Annotated in this window: 15 protein-coding genes; 13 read left to right on the top strand and 2 right to left on the bottom strand. The window is 66.0% G+C overall.

What is annotated here, in order from left to right:
• Nucleotides 1–741 (top strand): peptidoglycan editing factor PgeF, encoded by a 741-nt coding sequence (gene pgeF, locus BT115_RS10790; protein ID WP_072322615.1) that lies wholly within the window; start codon nt 1–3, stop codon nt 739–741.
• A 45-nt stretch (nt 742–786) separates the two neighbouring features.
• Here the strand turns inward: pgeF and otsA are convergent, their stop codons facing one another.
• Together otsA and otsB are read right to left on the bottom strand one after the other, a co-directional pair.
• Complete coding sequence (gene otsA, locus BT115_RS10795; protein ID WP_072322616.1) at nt 787–2,202, bottom strand: alpha,alpha-trehalose-phosphate synthase (UDP-forming); 1,416 nt, start codon at nt 2,200–2,202, stop codon at nt 787–789.
• The gene (otsB, locus tag BT115_RS10800; RefSeq protein ID WP_255369405.1) at nt 2,199–2,984 is read right to left on the bottom strand and encodes a trehalose-phosphatase; all 786 of its coding nucleotides are present in this window, start codon (nt 2,982–2,984) and stop codon (nt 2,199–2,201) included. Before otsB ends, otsA begins: the two co-directional genes overlap by 4 nt.
• 169 nt (nt 2,985–3,153) lie before the next feature.
• Here otsB and clpB point away from each other — a divergent pair, with 169 nt between their 5' ends.
• The 12 genes from clpB to tolQ all read left to right on the top strand — a co-directional run bounded on the left by clpB (nt 3,154) and on the right by tolQ (nt 15,674).
• Complete coding sequence (gene clpB / locus BT115_RS10805; RefSeq protein WP_072322617.1) at nt 3,154–5,736, top strand: ATP-dependent chaperone ClpB; 2,583 nt, start codon at nt 3,154–3,156, stop codon at nt 5,734–5,736.
• 161 nt (nt 5,737–5,897) lie between these two features.
• Nucleotides 5,898–6,200, top strand: coding sequence for an FmdB family zinc ribbon protein (locus BT115_RS10810; protein ID WP_072322618.1), 303 nt, complete (start codon nt 5,898–5,900; stop codon nt 6,198–6,200).
• A gap of 85 nt (nt 6,201–6,285) precedes the next feature.
• Entirely contained in the window at nt 6,286–6,837 is a 552-nt protein-coding gene (locus tag BT115_RS10815; RefSeq protein ID WP_072322619.1) for a DUF3011 domain-containing protein, read from the top strand.
• 97 nt (nt 6,838–6,934) lie between these two features.
• Nucleotides 6,935–8,704, top strand: coding sequence for an aspartate--tRNA ligase (gene aspS, locus BT115_RS10820; protein WP_072322620.1), 1,770 nt, complete (start codon nt 6,935–6,937; stop codon nt 8,702–8,704).
• A 13-nt stretch (nt 8,705–8,717) separates the two neighbouring features.
• Complete coding sequence (locus BT115_RS10825) at nt 8,718–9,356, top strand: alpha/beta hydrolase (protein WP_072322621.1); 639 nt, start codon at nt 8,718–8,720, stop codon at nt 9,354–9,356.
• Nucleotides 9,357–9,569: 213 nt separating this feature from the next.
• The gene (locus tag BT115_RS10830; protein ID WP_072322622.1) at nt 9,570–10,319 is read left to right on the top strand and encodes a YebC/PmpR family DNA-binding transcriptional regulator; all 750 of its coding nucleotides are present in this window, start codon (nt 9,570–9,572) and stop codon (nt 10,317–10,319) included.
• A 46-nt stretch (nt 10,320–10,365) separates the two neighbouring features.
• Nucleotides 10,366–10,887, top strand: a complete 522-nt coding sequence (gene ruvC / locus BT115_RS10835; RefSeq protein ID WP_072322623.1) for a crossover junction endodeoxyribonuclease RuvC — start codon at nt 10,366–10,368, stop codon at nt 10,885–10,887.
• Entirely contained in the window at nt 10,884–11,480 is a 597-nt protein-coding gene (gene ruvA, locus BT115_RS10840; RefSeq protein ID WP_072322624.1) for a Holliday junction branch migration protein RuvA, read from the top strand. Before ruvC ends, ruvA begins: the two co-directional genes overlap by 4 nt.
• A gap of 2 nt (nt 11,481–11,482) precedes the next feature.
• Entirely contained in the window at nt 11,483–13,384 is a 1,902-nt protein-coding gene (locus tag BT115_RS10845; protein WP_072322625.1) for a potassium transporter Kup, read from the top strand.
• Nucleotides 13,385–13,516: 132 nt separating this feature from the next.
• The gene (gene ruvB / locus BT115_RS10850; RefSeq protein ID WP_072322626.1) at nt 13,517–14,557 is read left to right on the top strand and encodes a Holliday junction branch migration DNA helicase RuvB; all 1,041 of its coding nucleotides are present in this window, start codon (nt 13,517–13,519) and stop codon (nt 14,555–14,557) included.
• A complete protein-coding gene (ybgC, locus tag BT115_RS10855) occupies nt 14,554–14,952 on the top strand; it encodes a tol-pal system-associated acyl-CoA thioesterase (RefSeq protein ID WP_072322627.1) in 399 nt (132 codons plus the stop codon). The genes ruvB and ybgC overlap by 4 nt, the downstream gene beginning before the upstream one ends.
• Before the next feature lie 38 nt (nt 14,953–14,990).
• On the top strand, nt 14,991–15,674 hold the full coding sequence (gene tolQ, locus BT115_RS10860; RefSeq protein ID WP_072322628.1) for a protein TolQ: 684 nt from the start codon (nt 14,991–14,993) through the stop codon (nt 15,672–15,674).
• The last annotated feature ends 5 nt before the right edge of the window (nt 15,675–15,679 follow it).

Consider the following 15,679-nt stretch of genomic DNA (forward strand, 5'->3'; position numbering starts at 1 on the left):
ATGGACGACGCCTGGATCGTGCCGGACTGGCCGGCCCCGGCGACCGTCGGGGCCGCGGTCTCGACCCGTCAGGGGCCGGGCATTTCGGCGCCGCCGTACGACCGCCTGAATCTCGGGCTGCGCTCCGGCGACGATCTCGCCGCCGTGGTAACGAACCGGGCGGCGTTGGCCCAGGCCCTTGCGCTGCCGGCGGCACCGCTATGGCTGCGCCAGATCCATGGCACGGCTGTCGCCGAGCACGCGGTACCGCGCGAGGACGAGCCGGAGGCCGACGCCGCCGTGGCACGTGGACCGGGCAAGGTACTCGCGATCCTCACCGCGGACTGCCTTCCGGTGCTCTTCACCAGCGCGGACGGGGGCACGATCGGCGCGGCACACGCTGGCTGGCGGGGGCTGGCTGCAGGCGTGCTGGAAAACACACTGGCCCGGATGGCGGTCCCGGCGACGGACGTCATGGTATGGCTGGGGCCGGCGATCGGCGCGCCGTCCTATGAGGTGGGTGACGAGGTGCGGGAGGCATTCGTCGCCGCCGATCCAGAAGCGGAAGCGGCCTTCATTCCCACCCGGCCGGGGCACGCCTTGTGCGATCTCTACATGCTGGCGCGGCGCAAGCTGGCGGCGGCGGGCGTCACGCGGGTTTTCGGCGGCGGCTTCGACACGTTCCGCGACTCACGCTTCTACTCCTACCGCCGCGACGGCGCGGCCAGCGGCCGTTTCGCGACGGTAATCTGGACGCGTTGATTCGCTGTCACACCGAGCGGTCGGTGTGACAGCGACCGTGCGCCATCAAGGCGCGACGTTGGGCTTCGGCAGGTAGATTTCGGGCTTTACGCGCGGCGGCTCGGTCAGTGCCTGCAGGAAGGCATTGCGCCAGGTCGTGATGTCGTTGCGTTCCAGCACGTCCATCATCGACTGCCAACGCATGCGCCGCTCCTTCAGCGGCATTTCCAGGGCGCGCTTCAGCGCTTCCGATACCTCGTCCAGATCCGACGGATTCACCAGCAAGGCGGCGTCCAGTTCCTGCGCGGCGCCTGCAAAGCGCGAAAGCACGAGCACGCCCGGGTCCTGCGGATCCTGGCAGGCCACGTATTCCTTCGCCACGAGGTTCATGCCATCGCGCAAGGGCGTGACCAAGCCGACCTTCGCTACGCGGAAGTAGCCTGCGAGCACCTTGTGCGCAAAGGACTTGTTCACGTAGCGGATCGGCACCCAATCCGGTTCCGCGTACTGGCCGTTGATGTGGCCCGCGCTGCGCTCCAGTTCGCGGCGGAGCGATCGGTATTCAGGCACGTCCGAGCGGGATGGCGGTGCGATTTGCAGCAGCGACACGCGGCCACGCATCTCCTTGTGATCGCGCAGCAGGCGAGCGAAGCCCTCGAAGCGCTCGGGCAGGCCCTTCGAGTAATCCAGGCGATCTACGCCGATGATCAGAGCACGGTCGTCGATGGACGCTTTCAGCTTCGCCACCGCACCACTGTCTTCCGCGCGGTGCGCAAGTTCCACGGCCTCGGCGGTGTCGATGCTGATGGGGAATACCCCGGCGCGGAAGATGCGCCCGTTCGCTGCACGGATCCGGCCGCCCGTGCGCATGGCCGCGCCCAGCTCGTGCAGGAAATAGTCTTCCAGCGCGCGCAGATCGCGCTGCGTGTGGAGACCCACCAGATCGTACGAGGCCAAGGGTTCGAGCAGTTCGCGGTGGCGGGGCAGGGTGATGAGCAGTCCTGCGGCCGGCAGCGGGGTATGCAGGAAGAAACCGATCCGGTTCTCTACGCCCTCTTCGCGCAGCATCGCAGCCAACGGAAGGAGGTGGTAGTCGTGCACCCAGATGATGTCGTCCTTGCGGATCAACTTCGCCACGCGCTTGGCGAAGATGCGGTTCACCCGGAGATAGCCTTCGAGGTGATCACGGCGATAGTCGACCAGATCGGCGCGGTAGTGGAACAACGGCCACAGCGCGCGATTGGCGAAACCGCTGTAATAGTCGTCGTGATCCGCCTTCGACATGTCGATGGTGGCGTAGCTGATGTGGCCGTCCTCGACTTCATGTAGCTCCTTGCCCGTCTCGGCGGCGATGTTGCCGCTCCAGCCGAACCACAGACCGCCCATTTCCTGCAGCGCCGCGTTCATGGCGGAAGCGAGTCCGCCGGTCTGTGTCTGCTTGGGCAGCGCTACGCGGTTCGATATGACGACTAATCGGCTCATCGTGGTCTTGCGGCTCCCTGCGTCAATGCGGCCTTCACGGCATTCAGCCAAGCATGGACATCGGCCGGGCTAGGCAATGTGAACGCCGCATGTGACGGTGTTCTTTCCCCGATGCGCACCGACGCGCCACCACGTTCGTTGACCACCGCGAACGCGTGTTCGTCGGTCAGGTCGTCACCCAAATACACCGGGCGACGTCCCTGAAACGGCGCCGCCTCGAGAAACGCCGCCACGGCCACGCCCTTGTCCATGCCGCGCGGCTTGAACTCGTAGACGTAGCTGCCGGGCTGTAGTTCGAAGCCGGGGAAGCGCGCCGCGATCGCGGGCGCGACGCGATCGAGTTCCGCGGCGTGGTCCGGGCGTTCGCGGCAATGCAGCGCCACCGACCAGCTCTTGTCTTCCACGCGGACGCCGGGCATGGCGATCGCCACGTCATGCACGATGGCTCGCAAGCGGGCCAGTTCCTCCGCGTCCACGGGCATCGTGACGAGGCGTCCGTCGGCGTCGCGGCGCTCGAGGCCATGCTGGCCGGCTGCGGCCCAGCGCTGACGCCCAAAGATGCGGTCGAGCCCTGCGATGGCGCGTCCGCTTACCAGGGCCAGCGCACCGTCCAAGGCGTCATGGATCGTGTCGAGCGTCTCGATCAGCCCGTCCACCACGACTACCCCTTCGGGATCGTCGGCGAATGCCAGCAGCGTGCCGTCGGCATCCAGGAACAGGGCAGTGTCGGAGGTGACGAGGTCGGCAGGCGGCCGGGGCAGATTGTCGCGGGCAGTGGTCACGGGAGCTCCATGGGCGGCGATCCGCGAAGGATGACGCCGCGCTCGTGAAAAAAGTGGTGGCTTGCACAACGGTCCGGCCGTTGAAGGCGCATGCTTGCACCCGCATTTACCTGCCAGAGGCGTCGCGGGGAGGGCCCGGGGGCGCCAAACCTTGCGGAGAACAACCAAGATGCGAATGGACAAACTGACGTCGCGCTTCCAGCAGGCGCTGGCCGACGCGCAATCGCTGGCCGTGGGCCGCGACAACAACATCCTCGAGCCTGCCCACGTGTTGGCTGCGTTGCTGGACCAGCAAGGCGGTTCGACGGCGCCGCTGCTTACCCAGGCACAGGTGAACGTGCCGGCGCTTCGCCAGCGGGTCGGCGAGATCCTGGAGCGGCTGCCGCGAGTCAGCGGCCAGGAGGGCAACATCAGCGTCGGCAACGACCTCAACCGCCTGTTCAACCTCACCGACAAGCTCGCCCAGCAGCGTGGCGACCAGTTCATCGCCAGCGAGCTGTTCCTGCTGGCTGCGCTGGACGACCGTGGCGAGATCGGCGGCGCGTTGAAGGCCGCTGGCGCGACCAAGGAGCGGCTCGAAGCCGCCATCGAGAAGCTGCGCGGCGGGGAGAAGGTGCAGTCGGAAAACGCCGAGGACCAGCGCCAGGCGCTGGAGAAGTACACCATCGATCTCACCGAGCGCGCGGAGAGCGGCAAGCTGGATCCCGTGATCGGCCGCGACGAGGAAATCCGCCGCACGATCCAGGTGTTGCAGCGTCGAACGAAGAACAATCCGGTGCTGATCGGCGAGCCCGGTGTGGGCAAGACCGCTATCGTGGAAGGCCTCGCGCAGCGCATCGTCAATGGCGAGGTGCCGGAGGGGCTGCGTGACAAGCGCGTGCTCTCGCTCGACATGGGCGCCTTGATCGCGGGTGCGAAGTTCCGCGGCGAGTTCGAGGAACGCTTGAAGGGCGTGCTCAACGACCTCTCCAAGCAGGAGGGTCGGGTGATCCTCTTCATCGACGAGCTGCATACGATGGTCGGTGCCGGCAAGGCCGATGGCGCCATGGACGCCGGCAACATGCTCAAGCCGGCACTCGCGCGCGGCGAGCTGCATTGCATCGGCGCCACCACGCTCGACGAGTACCGCAAGTACGTCGAAAAAGACGCGGCACTCGAACGCCGCTTCCAAAAGGTGTTCGTCGGCGAGCCGAGCGTGGAAGACACGATTGCGATCCTGCGCGGATTGAAGGAGCGCTACGCCGTGCACCACGGCGTCGAGATCACCGATCCGGCGATCGTCGCCGCGGCGACGTTGTCGGCCCGCTACATCCCGGATCGCCAGCTGCCCGACAAGGCCATCGACCTGATGGACGAAGCGGCGTCGCGCATTCGCATGGAAATCGATTCCAAGCCGGAGGAACTCGATCGTCTCGAGCGTCGGCTGATCCAGCTCAAGATCCAGCGCGAGATGCTCAAGAAGGAGCAGGACGACGAGTCGCGCCAGCGCCTCGCCAATTTGGAAGCCGATATCGAGAAGCTCGACCGCGAGTTCTCCGACCTCAACGAAGTGTGGAAGTCGGAGAAAGCCACGCTGCAAGGCGCCACCAAGATCAAGGAGCAGATCGAACAGGCTCGTCTCGATCTCGAGTCGGCTCAGCGGCGCCAGGACTACGGTGCGATGAGCGAGATCCAGTACGGCCGCCTGCCGGCGCTGGAAAGTCAGCTCGCGGCCGCGCAGAAAGCGGAGAAGCAGGACTTCACGCTGCTGCAGGACCGCGTTACGGCGGAAGAGATCGCCGAAGTGGTGGCGCGCTGGACCGGCATTCCCGTCGCCAAGATGCTCGAAGGCGAGCGCGAGAAGCTGCTGCACATGGAAGAAGCGCTGCACGGCCGCGTGGTGGGGCAGGACGAAGCGGTGCGCGCGGTGTCCGATGCGATCCGCCGCGCACGCGCCGGGTTGTCCGATCCCAACCGTCCGTATGGCTCGTTCCTGTTCCTCGGCCCCACGGGCGTGGGCAAGACGGAGCTCTGCAAGGCACTGGCCGATTTCCTGTTCGACACGCAGGACGCCATGGTCCGCATCGACATGAGCGAGTTCATGGAGAAGCACTCCGTGAGTCGGCTCGTCGGTGCGCCCCCGGGCTACGTGGGCTATGAGGAAGGCGGTTATCTGACCGAGGCGGTGCGTCGCCGGCCGTACAGCGTGATCCTGCTCGATGAGGTGGAAAAAGCGCACCCGGACGTCTTCAACATCCTGCTTCAGGTGCTCGACGACGGGCGCCTGACCGACGGCCAGGGTCGTACGGTGGACTTCCGCAACACGGTCATCGTGATGACCTCGAACCTCGGCTCCAACCTCATCCAGGAGCAGGCCGGCGACAGCGAGGCCGATTATCTGCAGATGAAGGCCTCGGTACTGGGCGTGGTGCAGGCGCACTTCCGTCCGGAGTTCATCAACCGCCTAGACGATCTCGTCGTGTTCCGTCCGTTGGACAAGACCCAGATCCGTTCCATCGCGCGCATCCAGCTCGACTATCTGGCGAAGCGCCTGGCCGACCGGCAGTTGTCGCTGGACCTCACGGATCGCGCGCTCGATCTTTTGGGCAGTGCCGGATTCGATCCGGTGTACGGCGCGCGGCCGTTGAAGCGGGCGATCCAGCAGCAGTTGGAGAACCCGCTGGCGCAGCGCATCCTCCAGGGGGCGTTCTCGCCCGGGCAGACGGTGCGCGTCGATTCCGACGGCAACCACCTGACGTTTAGTGCGGTGTGAGTCGGCGGCTTGCGCCGCCTGTAAGTCGGCCGCTGTGCGGTCTGGGAACCGTTAGCTCACCGTTCGGTTCACGGTTTCCAGCGTGCGCAGCACGCGACTTTCAGGCCGCGCAGCGGCCGACTTACGCGATAATGCGCCCGATAGAACCTTGAGGTATCCCGATGCCCATCTACGAATTCCAGTGCCAGGCCTGCGGTCATCGCTTCGACCGCCTGCAGAAGATGTCCGATCCGGATCCCGCCACCTGCCCGAGCTGCGGGGAGCCACGCGTGGGTCGCCTGCTCAGCGCACCGCAGTTCCGCCTGGCTGGCGGCGGCTGGTACGAGACCGACTTCAAGAAGGACGGTGAGCGCAAACGCAACCTGGCGGAAGGTTCTTCCGGTGCGCCCGCAGCCGCCCCTGCGCCTGCACCCGCGGCGGCCCCGGCGCCCGCTCCCGCGCCTGCCGCGAAAACCGGCGACTGACCCGCGCAGGTTCCTGCGGTCCGTTCAAACAGCGTTGCGTTGGCCTCGTATAGTTTTGCCCCCACACACATGGGAGGTCTGGGGTATGAAACGCATTCTGGGGCTGTTTGCCACCGTCGCCATCGGCGCTCTGTCGCTCGCCGCCCCGCACGTGGCGCACGCCCAGCGGGGCGGTGACACCGTCAACTGCTACAGCGACAACGGCCGGCGTTCCTATTGCCGCGTGCCGTGGCGCGACGCGCGCCTGATTCGCCAGGATTCGCAGACCGCATGCATTCGCGGCCGTACCTGGGACATCGACCGCGGTGGCCTTTGGGTCGACGACGGCTGTCGCGGCATCTTCCAGGAAGCCCGCGGCTGGGGCGGCGACGACCGGCCGGGTTGGGGTGGACGCCCGGACGATGATCGACCGGGTTGGGGTGGTGGCCGTCCGGGTTACGGCGGCGGTGGGCAGATCGTGTCCTGCGACAGCGAGGACAACAAGCGCGTGTTCTGCCGCTGGCCGATCGGTCGCGGCGCTCGCCTGGTCGAACAGACCTCCAAGGCGAACTGCAGCGAAGGCTACAGCTACGGCTTCACCCGCGACGGGATCTGGGCCGATCGTGGCTGCCGCGGCAAGTTCGACATCGGCCGTTGAGGCCGTTCGCAGGCGTTTGGAGACCCCGGCTCGTGATACGATCCGGGGTCTTTTCCCACGCATTGACCGCCTTTGCGGTAGCCGGAGTTCCAAGCGCATGCGCACCCATTTTTGCGGACTCATCGACGAGTCGCTGATCGGCCAGGACGTCACCCTCTGTGGTTGGGTCAACACGCTTCGGCTGCAAAGCCACGTGGCCTTCGTCGACCTGCGCGACCACGAGGGCATCGCCCAGATCGTGATCGAGCGCGAGAATGCCGATGCCTTCGCCGTGGCCGGTGAGCTGGGTTACGAATTCGTGGTGCGCGTCACCGGCCAGATCCGTAAGCGGCTCTCGGCAAACGACAAGCTGAAGACCGGCACCGTGGAGCTGCTGGCCGACAAGGTCGAGATCCTCAACGCCGCACGCGACCTGCCGTTCGCACCGCACGAGTCGCCGAACGAGGACATGCGGATGACCTACCGCTACCTCGACCTGCGTCGCCCCGAAATGCAGAAGATGATGCGCACGCGCACGGCGCTGGTGCGCGAGCTGCGTCGTTACCTGGATGCCGCCGGTTTCCAGGACATCGAAACCCCGATCCTGACCAAGGCCACGCCGGAAGGCGCGCGCGATTACCTCGTGCCGAGCCGTGTGCATGCGGGGCAGTTCTATGCGCTGCCGCAGTCGCCGCAGCTGTTCAAGCAGATCCTGATGATGGCCGGCTTCGATCGCTACTATCAGATTGCGCGCTGCTTCCGCGACGAGGACCTGCGCGCCGATCGCCAGCCGGAATTCACCCAGCTCGACCTTGAGTTCGCCTTCGTCGAAGAGCGCGACGTGCAGGATTTCGTCGAGAACCTGATCCGCCATGTGTTCCGCGAAGTGCGCCACGTTGAACTCGACGCCAGCTTCCCCCGCATGACCTATGCCGAAGCCATGCGTCGCTTCGGTTCCGACAAGCCGGACCTGCGTATTCCGCTGGAGCTGGTCGACATCGCCGATGCGGTGAAGCACGTGGAGTTCAAGGTGTTCTCCGGTCCGGCGAACGATTCGGCCGGCCGCGTTGCCGCGCTGCGCGTTCCCGGCGCGGCGGACCTGTCGCGCAAGGACATCGACGGCCTGACCGAGTACGCCGCCAAGTACGGTGCGAAGGGTCTGGCCTGGCTCAAGGTCGACGACCTCGCCAAGGGTCGTGACGGCATCACCTCGCCGGTCGCCAAGTTCCTCGACGATGCGGCGCTGACTCAGGTGCTGGCGCTTACCGGCGCCGCGTCGGGCGACATCGTGTTCTTCGGCGCCGGTGCGTGGAAGACCGTCACCGATTTCATGGGCGCGCTGCGGATCAAGCTCGGCCGCGATCGCGGCCTGGTCGAGAACGTGTGGAAGCCGCTGTGGGTCACCGACTTCCCCATGTTCGAGTACGACGACGAGGAAAACCGCTTCGTCGCGCTCCATCATCCGTTCACCGCGCCCAAGGTCGACGACATCGCCGACCTGCGTGCCAACGCGGCCGTGGCGGTCAGCCGCGGCTACGACATGGTGCTCAACGGTAACGAGATCGGTGGCGGCTCCATCCGTATCCACCGCCCCGAGATGCAGAGCGCGGTGTTCGATCTGCTCGGCATCGGCGCGGAAGAGGCCGAGGCCAAGTTCGGTTTCCTGCTCAAGGCGCTGCGCCTCGGCGCGCCGCCGCACGGTGGCCTCGCCTTCGGCATCGACCGCATCGCTGCACTGATGGCGGGCACCGAGTCGATCCGCGACGTGATCGCCTTCCCCAAGACCACCAGTGCACAGGATCTGATGACCGACGCCCCGTCGCCGGTGTCCGAGCCGCAGCTCAAGGAGCTGCACGTGCGGGTGGCGGTCGCGGAGACGAAAGCCTGAAGCGGAGGCGCCGATGACCCTTCCTGCGCCCGAGGTCCTGCTGCTGCACGGGCTGTGGATGCGCGGTTTCGCCATGGCGATGCTGCATCGGCGCTTGCGTGAGGAAGGCTTCCAGGTTCATCAGTTCGAATATATGAGTGTGGCCGCGCCGCCGGAGCAGGCGATCGCACGGCTCCGGAAGCGCATGCGTGGCCTCGCCCCCGGACCGGTCCACGTGGTCGGCCACAGTCTGGGCGGCATTCTGGCCTTGCTGGCCTGCCGGGACGGCGACGATCTGCCCGACGGGCGCATCGTCTGCCTTGGCTCGCCGCTCAACGGCAGCGGCGCCGCCCGTGGTCTGACCCATCGCTGGGGCGGCGACATGCTGCTCGGTCGCTCGAAGGAATTGCTGGAGCACGGCCTGGATCGCTGGGACGGGCCGCGCCAGGTTGGCGTGATCGCCGGACGGCAGCCGGTAGGCCTCGGTTCGCTCGTGGGCGACGTGGGCTCCGAACACGATGGCTCGGTGGGCGTCGAGGAAACCCGGCTTCCGGGCCTGACCGACCACTGCATTCTCGAAACCAGCCACACCGGCATGCTCGTTTCAGCCGATGTCGCCCGCCAGGTGGCGTATTTCCTCAGGGAAGGGCGTTTCGATACCCCACTCGTTTAGGGGTCGCCATAGCGGCGAGGACTTGCCGGTGGGAGCCAGCCTGCTGGCGATGGGTGCTTGCCTCGCCGCGACACCGCTTCGTTGGCTTTTCGCCACCAGGGTGGCTCCCACCTTCGCTCCGTAGGCCTCTCGCCGCCATTGGCGGCTCCTACAGCCGACACACTTCCGCTAGAATCGCGCCCCTGTCCGTCCGGTAAGACCAGGAATCCGAACATGGGTAGAGGCCCGTCCATCGAAGGTCGCAAGAACGCCGAAGACGCCAAGCGCGCCAAGGTGTTCACGAAGCTGATCCGCGAAATCACCATCGCCACGCGCGGTGGTGTGCCGGATCCGGCCGGTAACCCGCGCCTGCGCGCGGCGGTCGACAAGGCGCTTGCGGCGAACATGACCAAGGACACCATCGAGCGTGCGATCAAGCGCGGCTCCGGTGCCGAAGGTGGCGCCGACATGCACGAGATCCGCTACGAGGGCTACGGCCCGGCGGGTACCGCGCTCATCATCGACTGCGTGACCGACAACCAGACCCGCACCGTGGCCGACGTTCGCGCCGCGCTCAACAAGTTCGGCGGCAACATGGGCACCACCAATTCGGTGGCGTTCCAGTTCACGCGCGTCGGCCAGGTCGTGGTCCACACGGGCGGCGACGCTGACGTCGAGGCCAAGCTTGAAGAAGCGGCCATCGAGAACAATGCCGAAGACATCGTGATCGCCGACGGCGTAGGTACGGTGCTTCTCGCCTCCGATCCGATCGCCGTGGAAGCCATGCGCAAGGCGCTGGCGGCCGCGGGTTTCGATGTCGACAGCTCGGACGTGGTGATGCGTCCGAACGGCCCGCTGGTCACGCCGACCGGCGACGCGCTGGAGCAGTTCGAAAAGCTGCTGGAGCGCCTGGACTCGCTCGACGACGTGGACGAGGTCTATCACAACGCTGTCCTGCCGAATCACGACGCGGACGAGGGCTGAGGCCGGTTCGCCGGCCCCTTCCTGTCTTGCTTCCGACGCTGTCGTCATGACCCGCATCCTTGGTATCGATCCGGGCAGTCAGCGTACCGGCGTCGGCGTGGTCGACGTGGCAGAGGACGGCAAGGTCTCCCACGTGTGGCACGGCGCACTGCTGGTGTCGGGGGAAGCGACCTTTCCGCTCCGGCTGAAACGCATCTTTGACGAACTCTGCGACATCATCGGCACGCATGCTCCCGCGGAAGCCGCCATCGAACGGGTTTTCATGGCCCGCAACGCCGATTCGGCGCTCAAGCTCGGCCAGGCGCGCGGTGCTGCCGTCTGCGCGGTGGTCAGCCAAGGCATCGTGGTGCATGAATACGCCGCGACCGAAGTGAAACAGGCGGTGGTAGGCACCGGGCGCGCCGACAAGACCCAGGTGCAGCACATGATCGGCATGATCCTCGGCCTCAAGGGCCCGATACAGGCGGATGCGGCCGATGCGCTGGCGATCGCCATCGCACACGCGCACACCCGCTCCAGTCTCGAACGCGTGGGTATCCCGCGCACGGCATGGAGGCGTCGTCGATGATCGGACGACTGCGTGGCACCCTCATCAGCAAACAACCGCCGTCGCTGCTGGTGGAAGTCGGCGGCGTGGGCTATGAACTCGACGCGCCGATGTCCACCATCTACGACCTGCCGGCCACCGGCAAGGAAGTGATCCTGCTCACCCATTACGCGGTGAAGGAAGACGGCGTGGCGCTCTACGGTTTCCTGCGGGAAGCCGAGCGCGCGATGTTCCGCAATCTGCTCAAGGTGAGCGGCATTGGCGCAAAGATCGCGCTGGCCGTGCTCTCGGGTGTGTCGACCGATGAGCTGTCGCGACTGGTCCACGCTGGCGACGTCGTGGCGCTGACCAAGATTCCCGGCATCGGCAAGAAGACCGCCGAACGCATGGTGGTGGAACTGCGGGACCGCGTGGACGCCGTGGGCGTGCGCCTTCCGGTAAGTACGCTGGGCGAAGCGCTGCCGGTCGATCCGGTGGGTGAGGCGACCGTGGCATTGCAACAACTCGGCTACAAGCCCGTGGAAGCGTCGCGCCTCGTACAGAAGGCCGCCGCCGAGGGCGATTCGGCCGAAACCATCATCCGCAAGGCGCTGCGCGCCGCGCTGGGAGGTTGAGTGTGAAAACGGAACAGCAGGGCGGCGACGTCCAGCACGCGCACGGTCGGCGCATCGGCGCGTTGGCGCTCGGTGCCATCGGCGTCGTCTTTGGCGATATCGGCACCAGCCCGCTCTACGCGATGAAGGAAACCCTCGGCACGCACGGCATGAGTCCGCACCCCGCGGCGGTGCTCGGCGTGCTGTCCCTGATCTTCTGGTCGCTGATCATGGTGGTCTCGTTGAAATACGTGACCTTCGTGATGCGCGCGGACAACAAGGGCGAGGGCGGCATCATGGCGCTCATGGCCCTGGCGCAGCGCAGCGTCAGCGGGTCGCCGCGGGCGCGCTGGGTGCTCGCGGCGATCGGCATCTTCGGTGCATCGCTCTTCTACGGCGACGGTGTCATCACGCCGGCTATCTCGGTGCTTTCGGCGGTGGAGGGTCTGGAAATCGCTGCGCCGCAGCTCGACACCTATGTGGTGCCGATCTGTCTCGTCATCATCTTCGTGCTGTTCGCCGTGCAGCGGCACGGAACGAACATCGTCGGCAAGGCCTTCGCGCCGGTGATGGTGCTGTGGTTCCTGGTGCTGGCCGGTCTCGGTATTCGCCAGCTTGTGGCCCATCCTCAGGTGCTCGTCGCGCTCAATCCCTGGTATGCCATCACGTTCTTTATCGAACACGGCAAGTTGGCCTTCATCGCGCTCGGCGGCGTGGTGCTGGCGCTGACCGGTGCCGAGGCGCTGTATGCGGATATGGGGCACTTCGGCAAGCGTCCCATCCGGCTCGCGTGGTTCGGCTTCGTGCTGCCAGCGTTGCTCATCAACTACTTCGGCCAGGGCGCGCTGCTGCTGCACGACCAGACCGCCATCGAGAATCCGTTCTACAAGATGGTGCCGGAAGACTGGCTCTATCCCATGGTGGCGCTGGCAACGATGTCGGCCATCATTGCCTCGCAGGCGGTGATTTCGGGCGCCTTCTCCATGACGCGCGAGGCGATGTCGCTGGGCTACTCGCCGCGCATGGCCGTGGTGCACACCTCCCACGAAATGTCGGGGCAGATCTTCGTGCCCTGGGTGAACCGGCTTCTGCTGGTGCTGGTCTTGCTCGCGGTGATCGGTTTCCGTTCGTCGAACAACCTCGGCGCGGCCTACGGCATCGCCGTGACCGGCACGATGACGATGACCACGTTGCTCGCGCTGGTGGTCGCGCGTTTCCGCTGGCATTGGCATTGGTCCGCAGTCATCACCGTGGGCGTGATCTTCCTCATCGTCGATGTCGCGTTCTTCGGTGCGAACGCGCTGAAGATCGCTCACGGCGGCTGGTTCCCGCTGGTGTTGGGCGTGATCATCTTCACGGTGATGACGACATGGCGGCGGGGCAGGGACCTCGTCGTCCGCGAGATCAAGCAGTCTGGCCTGGCGCTGGAGCCGTTCATCGCCAACATCGCCGATCATCCGCCGTTGATCGTGCCGGGCACGGCGGTGTTCCTCACCGCCAACCAGAACGCCGTACCGCACGCGATGCTGCACAACCTCAAGCACAACAAGGTGCTGCACGAGCGCAACGTGCTCCTGACGGTGGAAATGCTGGAAACCCCGGTGGCCGACTTCGAGGAGCGCATGGAAGTGTTCGATTACGGCAACGGCTTCTACGGCCTCCAGCTCCGCTACGGCTTCGCCGAAGACCCGAACATTCCGGTGTCGCTCTCCCGGGCCAGTGCGCTCGGCCTCGACTTCGACATGATGGACACCACGTTCTTCCTGTCCCGCGAGACCATCGTCGCCGACGCGCGCCGACCCGGCATGGCCTTGTGGCGCGACAAGCTGTTCGCGTTCCTTGCGCGAAACGCGATGCCGGCCACGGCGTTCTTCCAGATCCCGGGCAATCGCCTGATCGAGTTGGGTGCGCAGGTCGAAATTTGACGCAGGACCTGTGAGTCGGCCACGTCGAGGACTGTAAATCGCGGGCTGCGCCCGTCTGTGAACCGTGAGCGGTTGCGCTGACTCACGGTTCACAGGCCACACAGCGGCCGACTCACAGCGCATAATGCGCAAATGTCCGAGCACCGCATCATTTCCTCCGCCGCCGCCATGGACGACGACGCGCTGGAGGCCAGCATCCGGCCCAAGCGCCTGGCCGAATACCTCGGCCAGCGCACGGTGCGCGAGCAGATGGCCATCTATATCGAGGCTGCCCGGCGTCGTGGTGGTGCCCTGGATCACACGCTCATCTTCGGGCCGCCCGGCCTGGGCAAGACCACGCTGTCGCACGTGATCGCCAACGAGCTTGGGGTCAGCGTTCGCTCCACCTCAGGTCCGGTGCTCGAGCGCGCAGGCGACCTCGCTGCGCTGCTGACCAACCTCGAGGCGAACGACGTCCTTTTCGTGGACGAGATCCATCGCCTCTCGCCCGTGGTGGAGGAAGTGCTCTACCCGGCGATGGAGGATTTCCAGATCGACATCATGATCGGCGAAGGCCCCGCGGCCCGCTCGATCAAGCTCGACCTGCCCCCGTTCACCCTGATCGGCGCGACCACGAGGGCCGGCCTGCTGACCGGCCCCTTGCGCGACCGCTTCGGCATCATCCAGCGCCTGGAGTTCTACAGCGTGGACGAGCTGACGGCGATCGTGCGCCGCGCGGCCCGGATCTTCGGGATCGAGTGCGAGCTAGAGGGCGCCATCGAGATCGCCCGCCGCTCGCGTGGCACGCCCCGTATCGCCAACCGTCTGCTGCGCCGCGTGCGCGATTTCGCCGAGGTGCGTGGCGACGGCCGGATCACCCATGACCTGGCGCGCGCCGCCACCGACATGCTCAAGGTGGATGCCGAAGGTTTTGACGACCTCGACCGCCGCCTGCTCAGCACAATCATCGAGAACTTCGATGGCGGGCCGGTTGGGGTGGAGTCTCTGGCCGCCGCGCTGAGCGAGGACCGTGGCACGCTCGAAGACGTGGTGGAGCCGTATCTCATCCAGCAGGGCTACCTGATCCGCACCGCGCGGGGCCGCATGGCCTCGGCCAAGGCCTGGCGACATCTCGGCCTCAACCCGCCGCCGCGCCAGTCGGCCACGCCGGACCTGTTTTCGGACGACGCATGAGCGTGTTTGCCTGGCCGGTCCGCATCTATTGGGAAGATACCGACGCGGGCGGCGTGGTCTACCACGCCAACTATGTGCGTTTCATGGAGCGTGCACGCACGGAATGGCTACGCGCGCAGGGTATCGACCAGATGGCGCTGCGCGAAGCGACCTCATTGGGCTTCGTGGTGCGCGACATGCACCTCGATTTCCATCGTCCGGCCCGTCTGGATGATGAACTCCTGATCACGGTGGACGTCAAAGAGCGCCGTTCAGCCAGTATGCTGTTCGGTCAGGAGATCGTGCGGGGGGATGCGGCACTGGTTCGCGCGCAGGTGCGCGTGGCTTGCGTCAACCTCGACACGATGCGTCCGGCGCAGATCCCAGCGGACCTGTTCCCTTCCGAATTCCCCTAATAACCAAGCCCTGATACCCGGCGGAGAGCCTTCAAGCGATGAACGGTGGACTGAACATTTTCAAGCTGGTGTCGGAAGCGAGCCTGCCCGTACAACTGGTCATGCTGCTCCTGCTGGTGTTCTCGTTCCTGTCGTGGGTGATCATCATCCGCAAGTACAGCCAGCTGAAGACCGCGCACGACAACGCAGAATCTTTCGAAGACCGCTTCTGGTCCGGCGCCGATCTCGCGGCCCTGTTCCGCGAGGTGGGCAATCGTGAAGGCCAGCACGGCATGGAAAACGTCTTCGAGGCCGGCTTCCGCGAGTTCGCCCGGCAGCGTCAGCGCCGCGTGACCGATGCCAACCGTGTGATGGAAGGCGCCGAGCGTGCCATGCGCGTGGCCGGCACCCGCGAGATCGGCAAGCTCGAGCAGAATCTCGAATTCCTCGCCAACGTCGGTTCGATCAGCCCTTACGTGGGTCTGTTCGGTACCGTCTGGGGCATCATGGGCGCTTTCCAGGGCCTCGGTGAAATGAAGGATGTGACCATTTCCGTGGTCGCTCCGCACATTTCCGAGGCGCTGATCGCCACCGCGATGGGCCTGTTCGCCGCTATCCCCGCGGTGTGGGCGTACAACCGCTACGCCAACAAGGTCGAGCGCATCGCGTCGCGTTACGAGGTGTTCCAGGAAGAGTTCTCCTCCGTGCTGCAGCGTCAGATCCATTCCGACGAAGCGGCCTGAGCGGA

The sequence above is a fragment of the Luteibacter sp. UNCMF366Tsu5.1 genome (assembly GCF_900119235.1).
Lineage (GTDB): Bacteria > Pseudomonadota > Gammaproteobacteria > Xanthomonadales > Rhodanobacteraceae > Luteibacter > Luteibacter flocculans.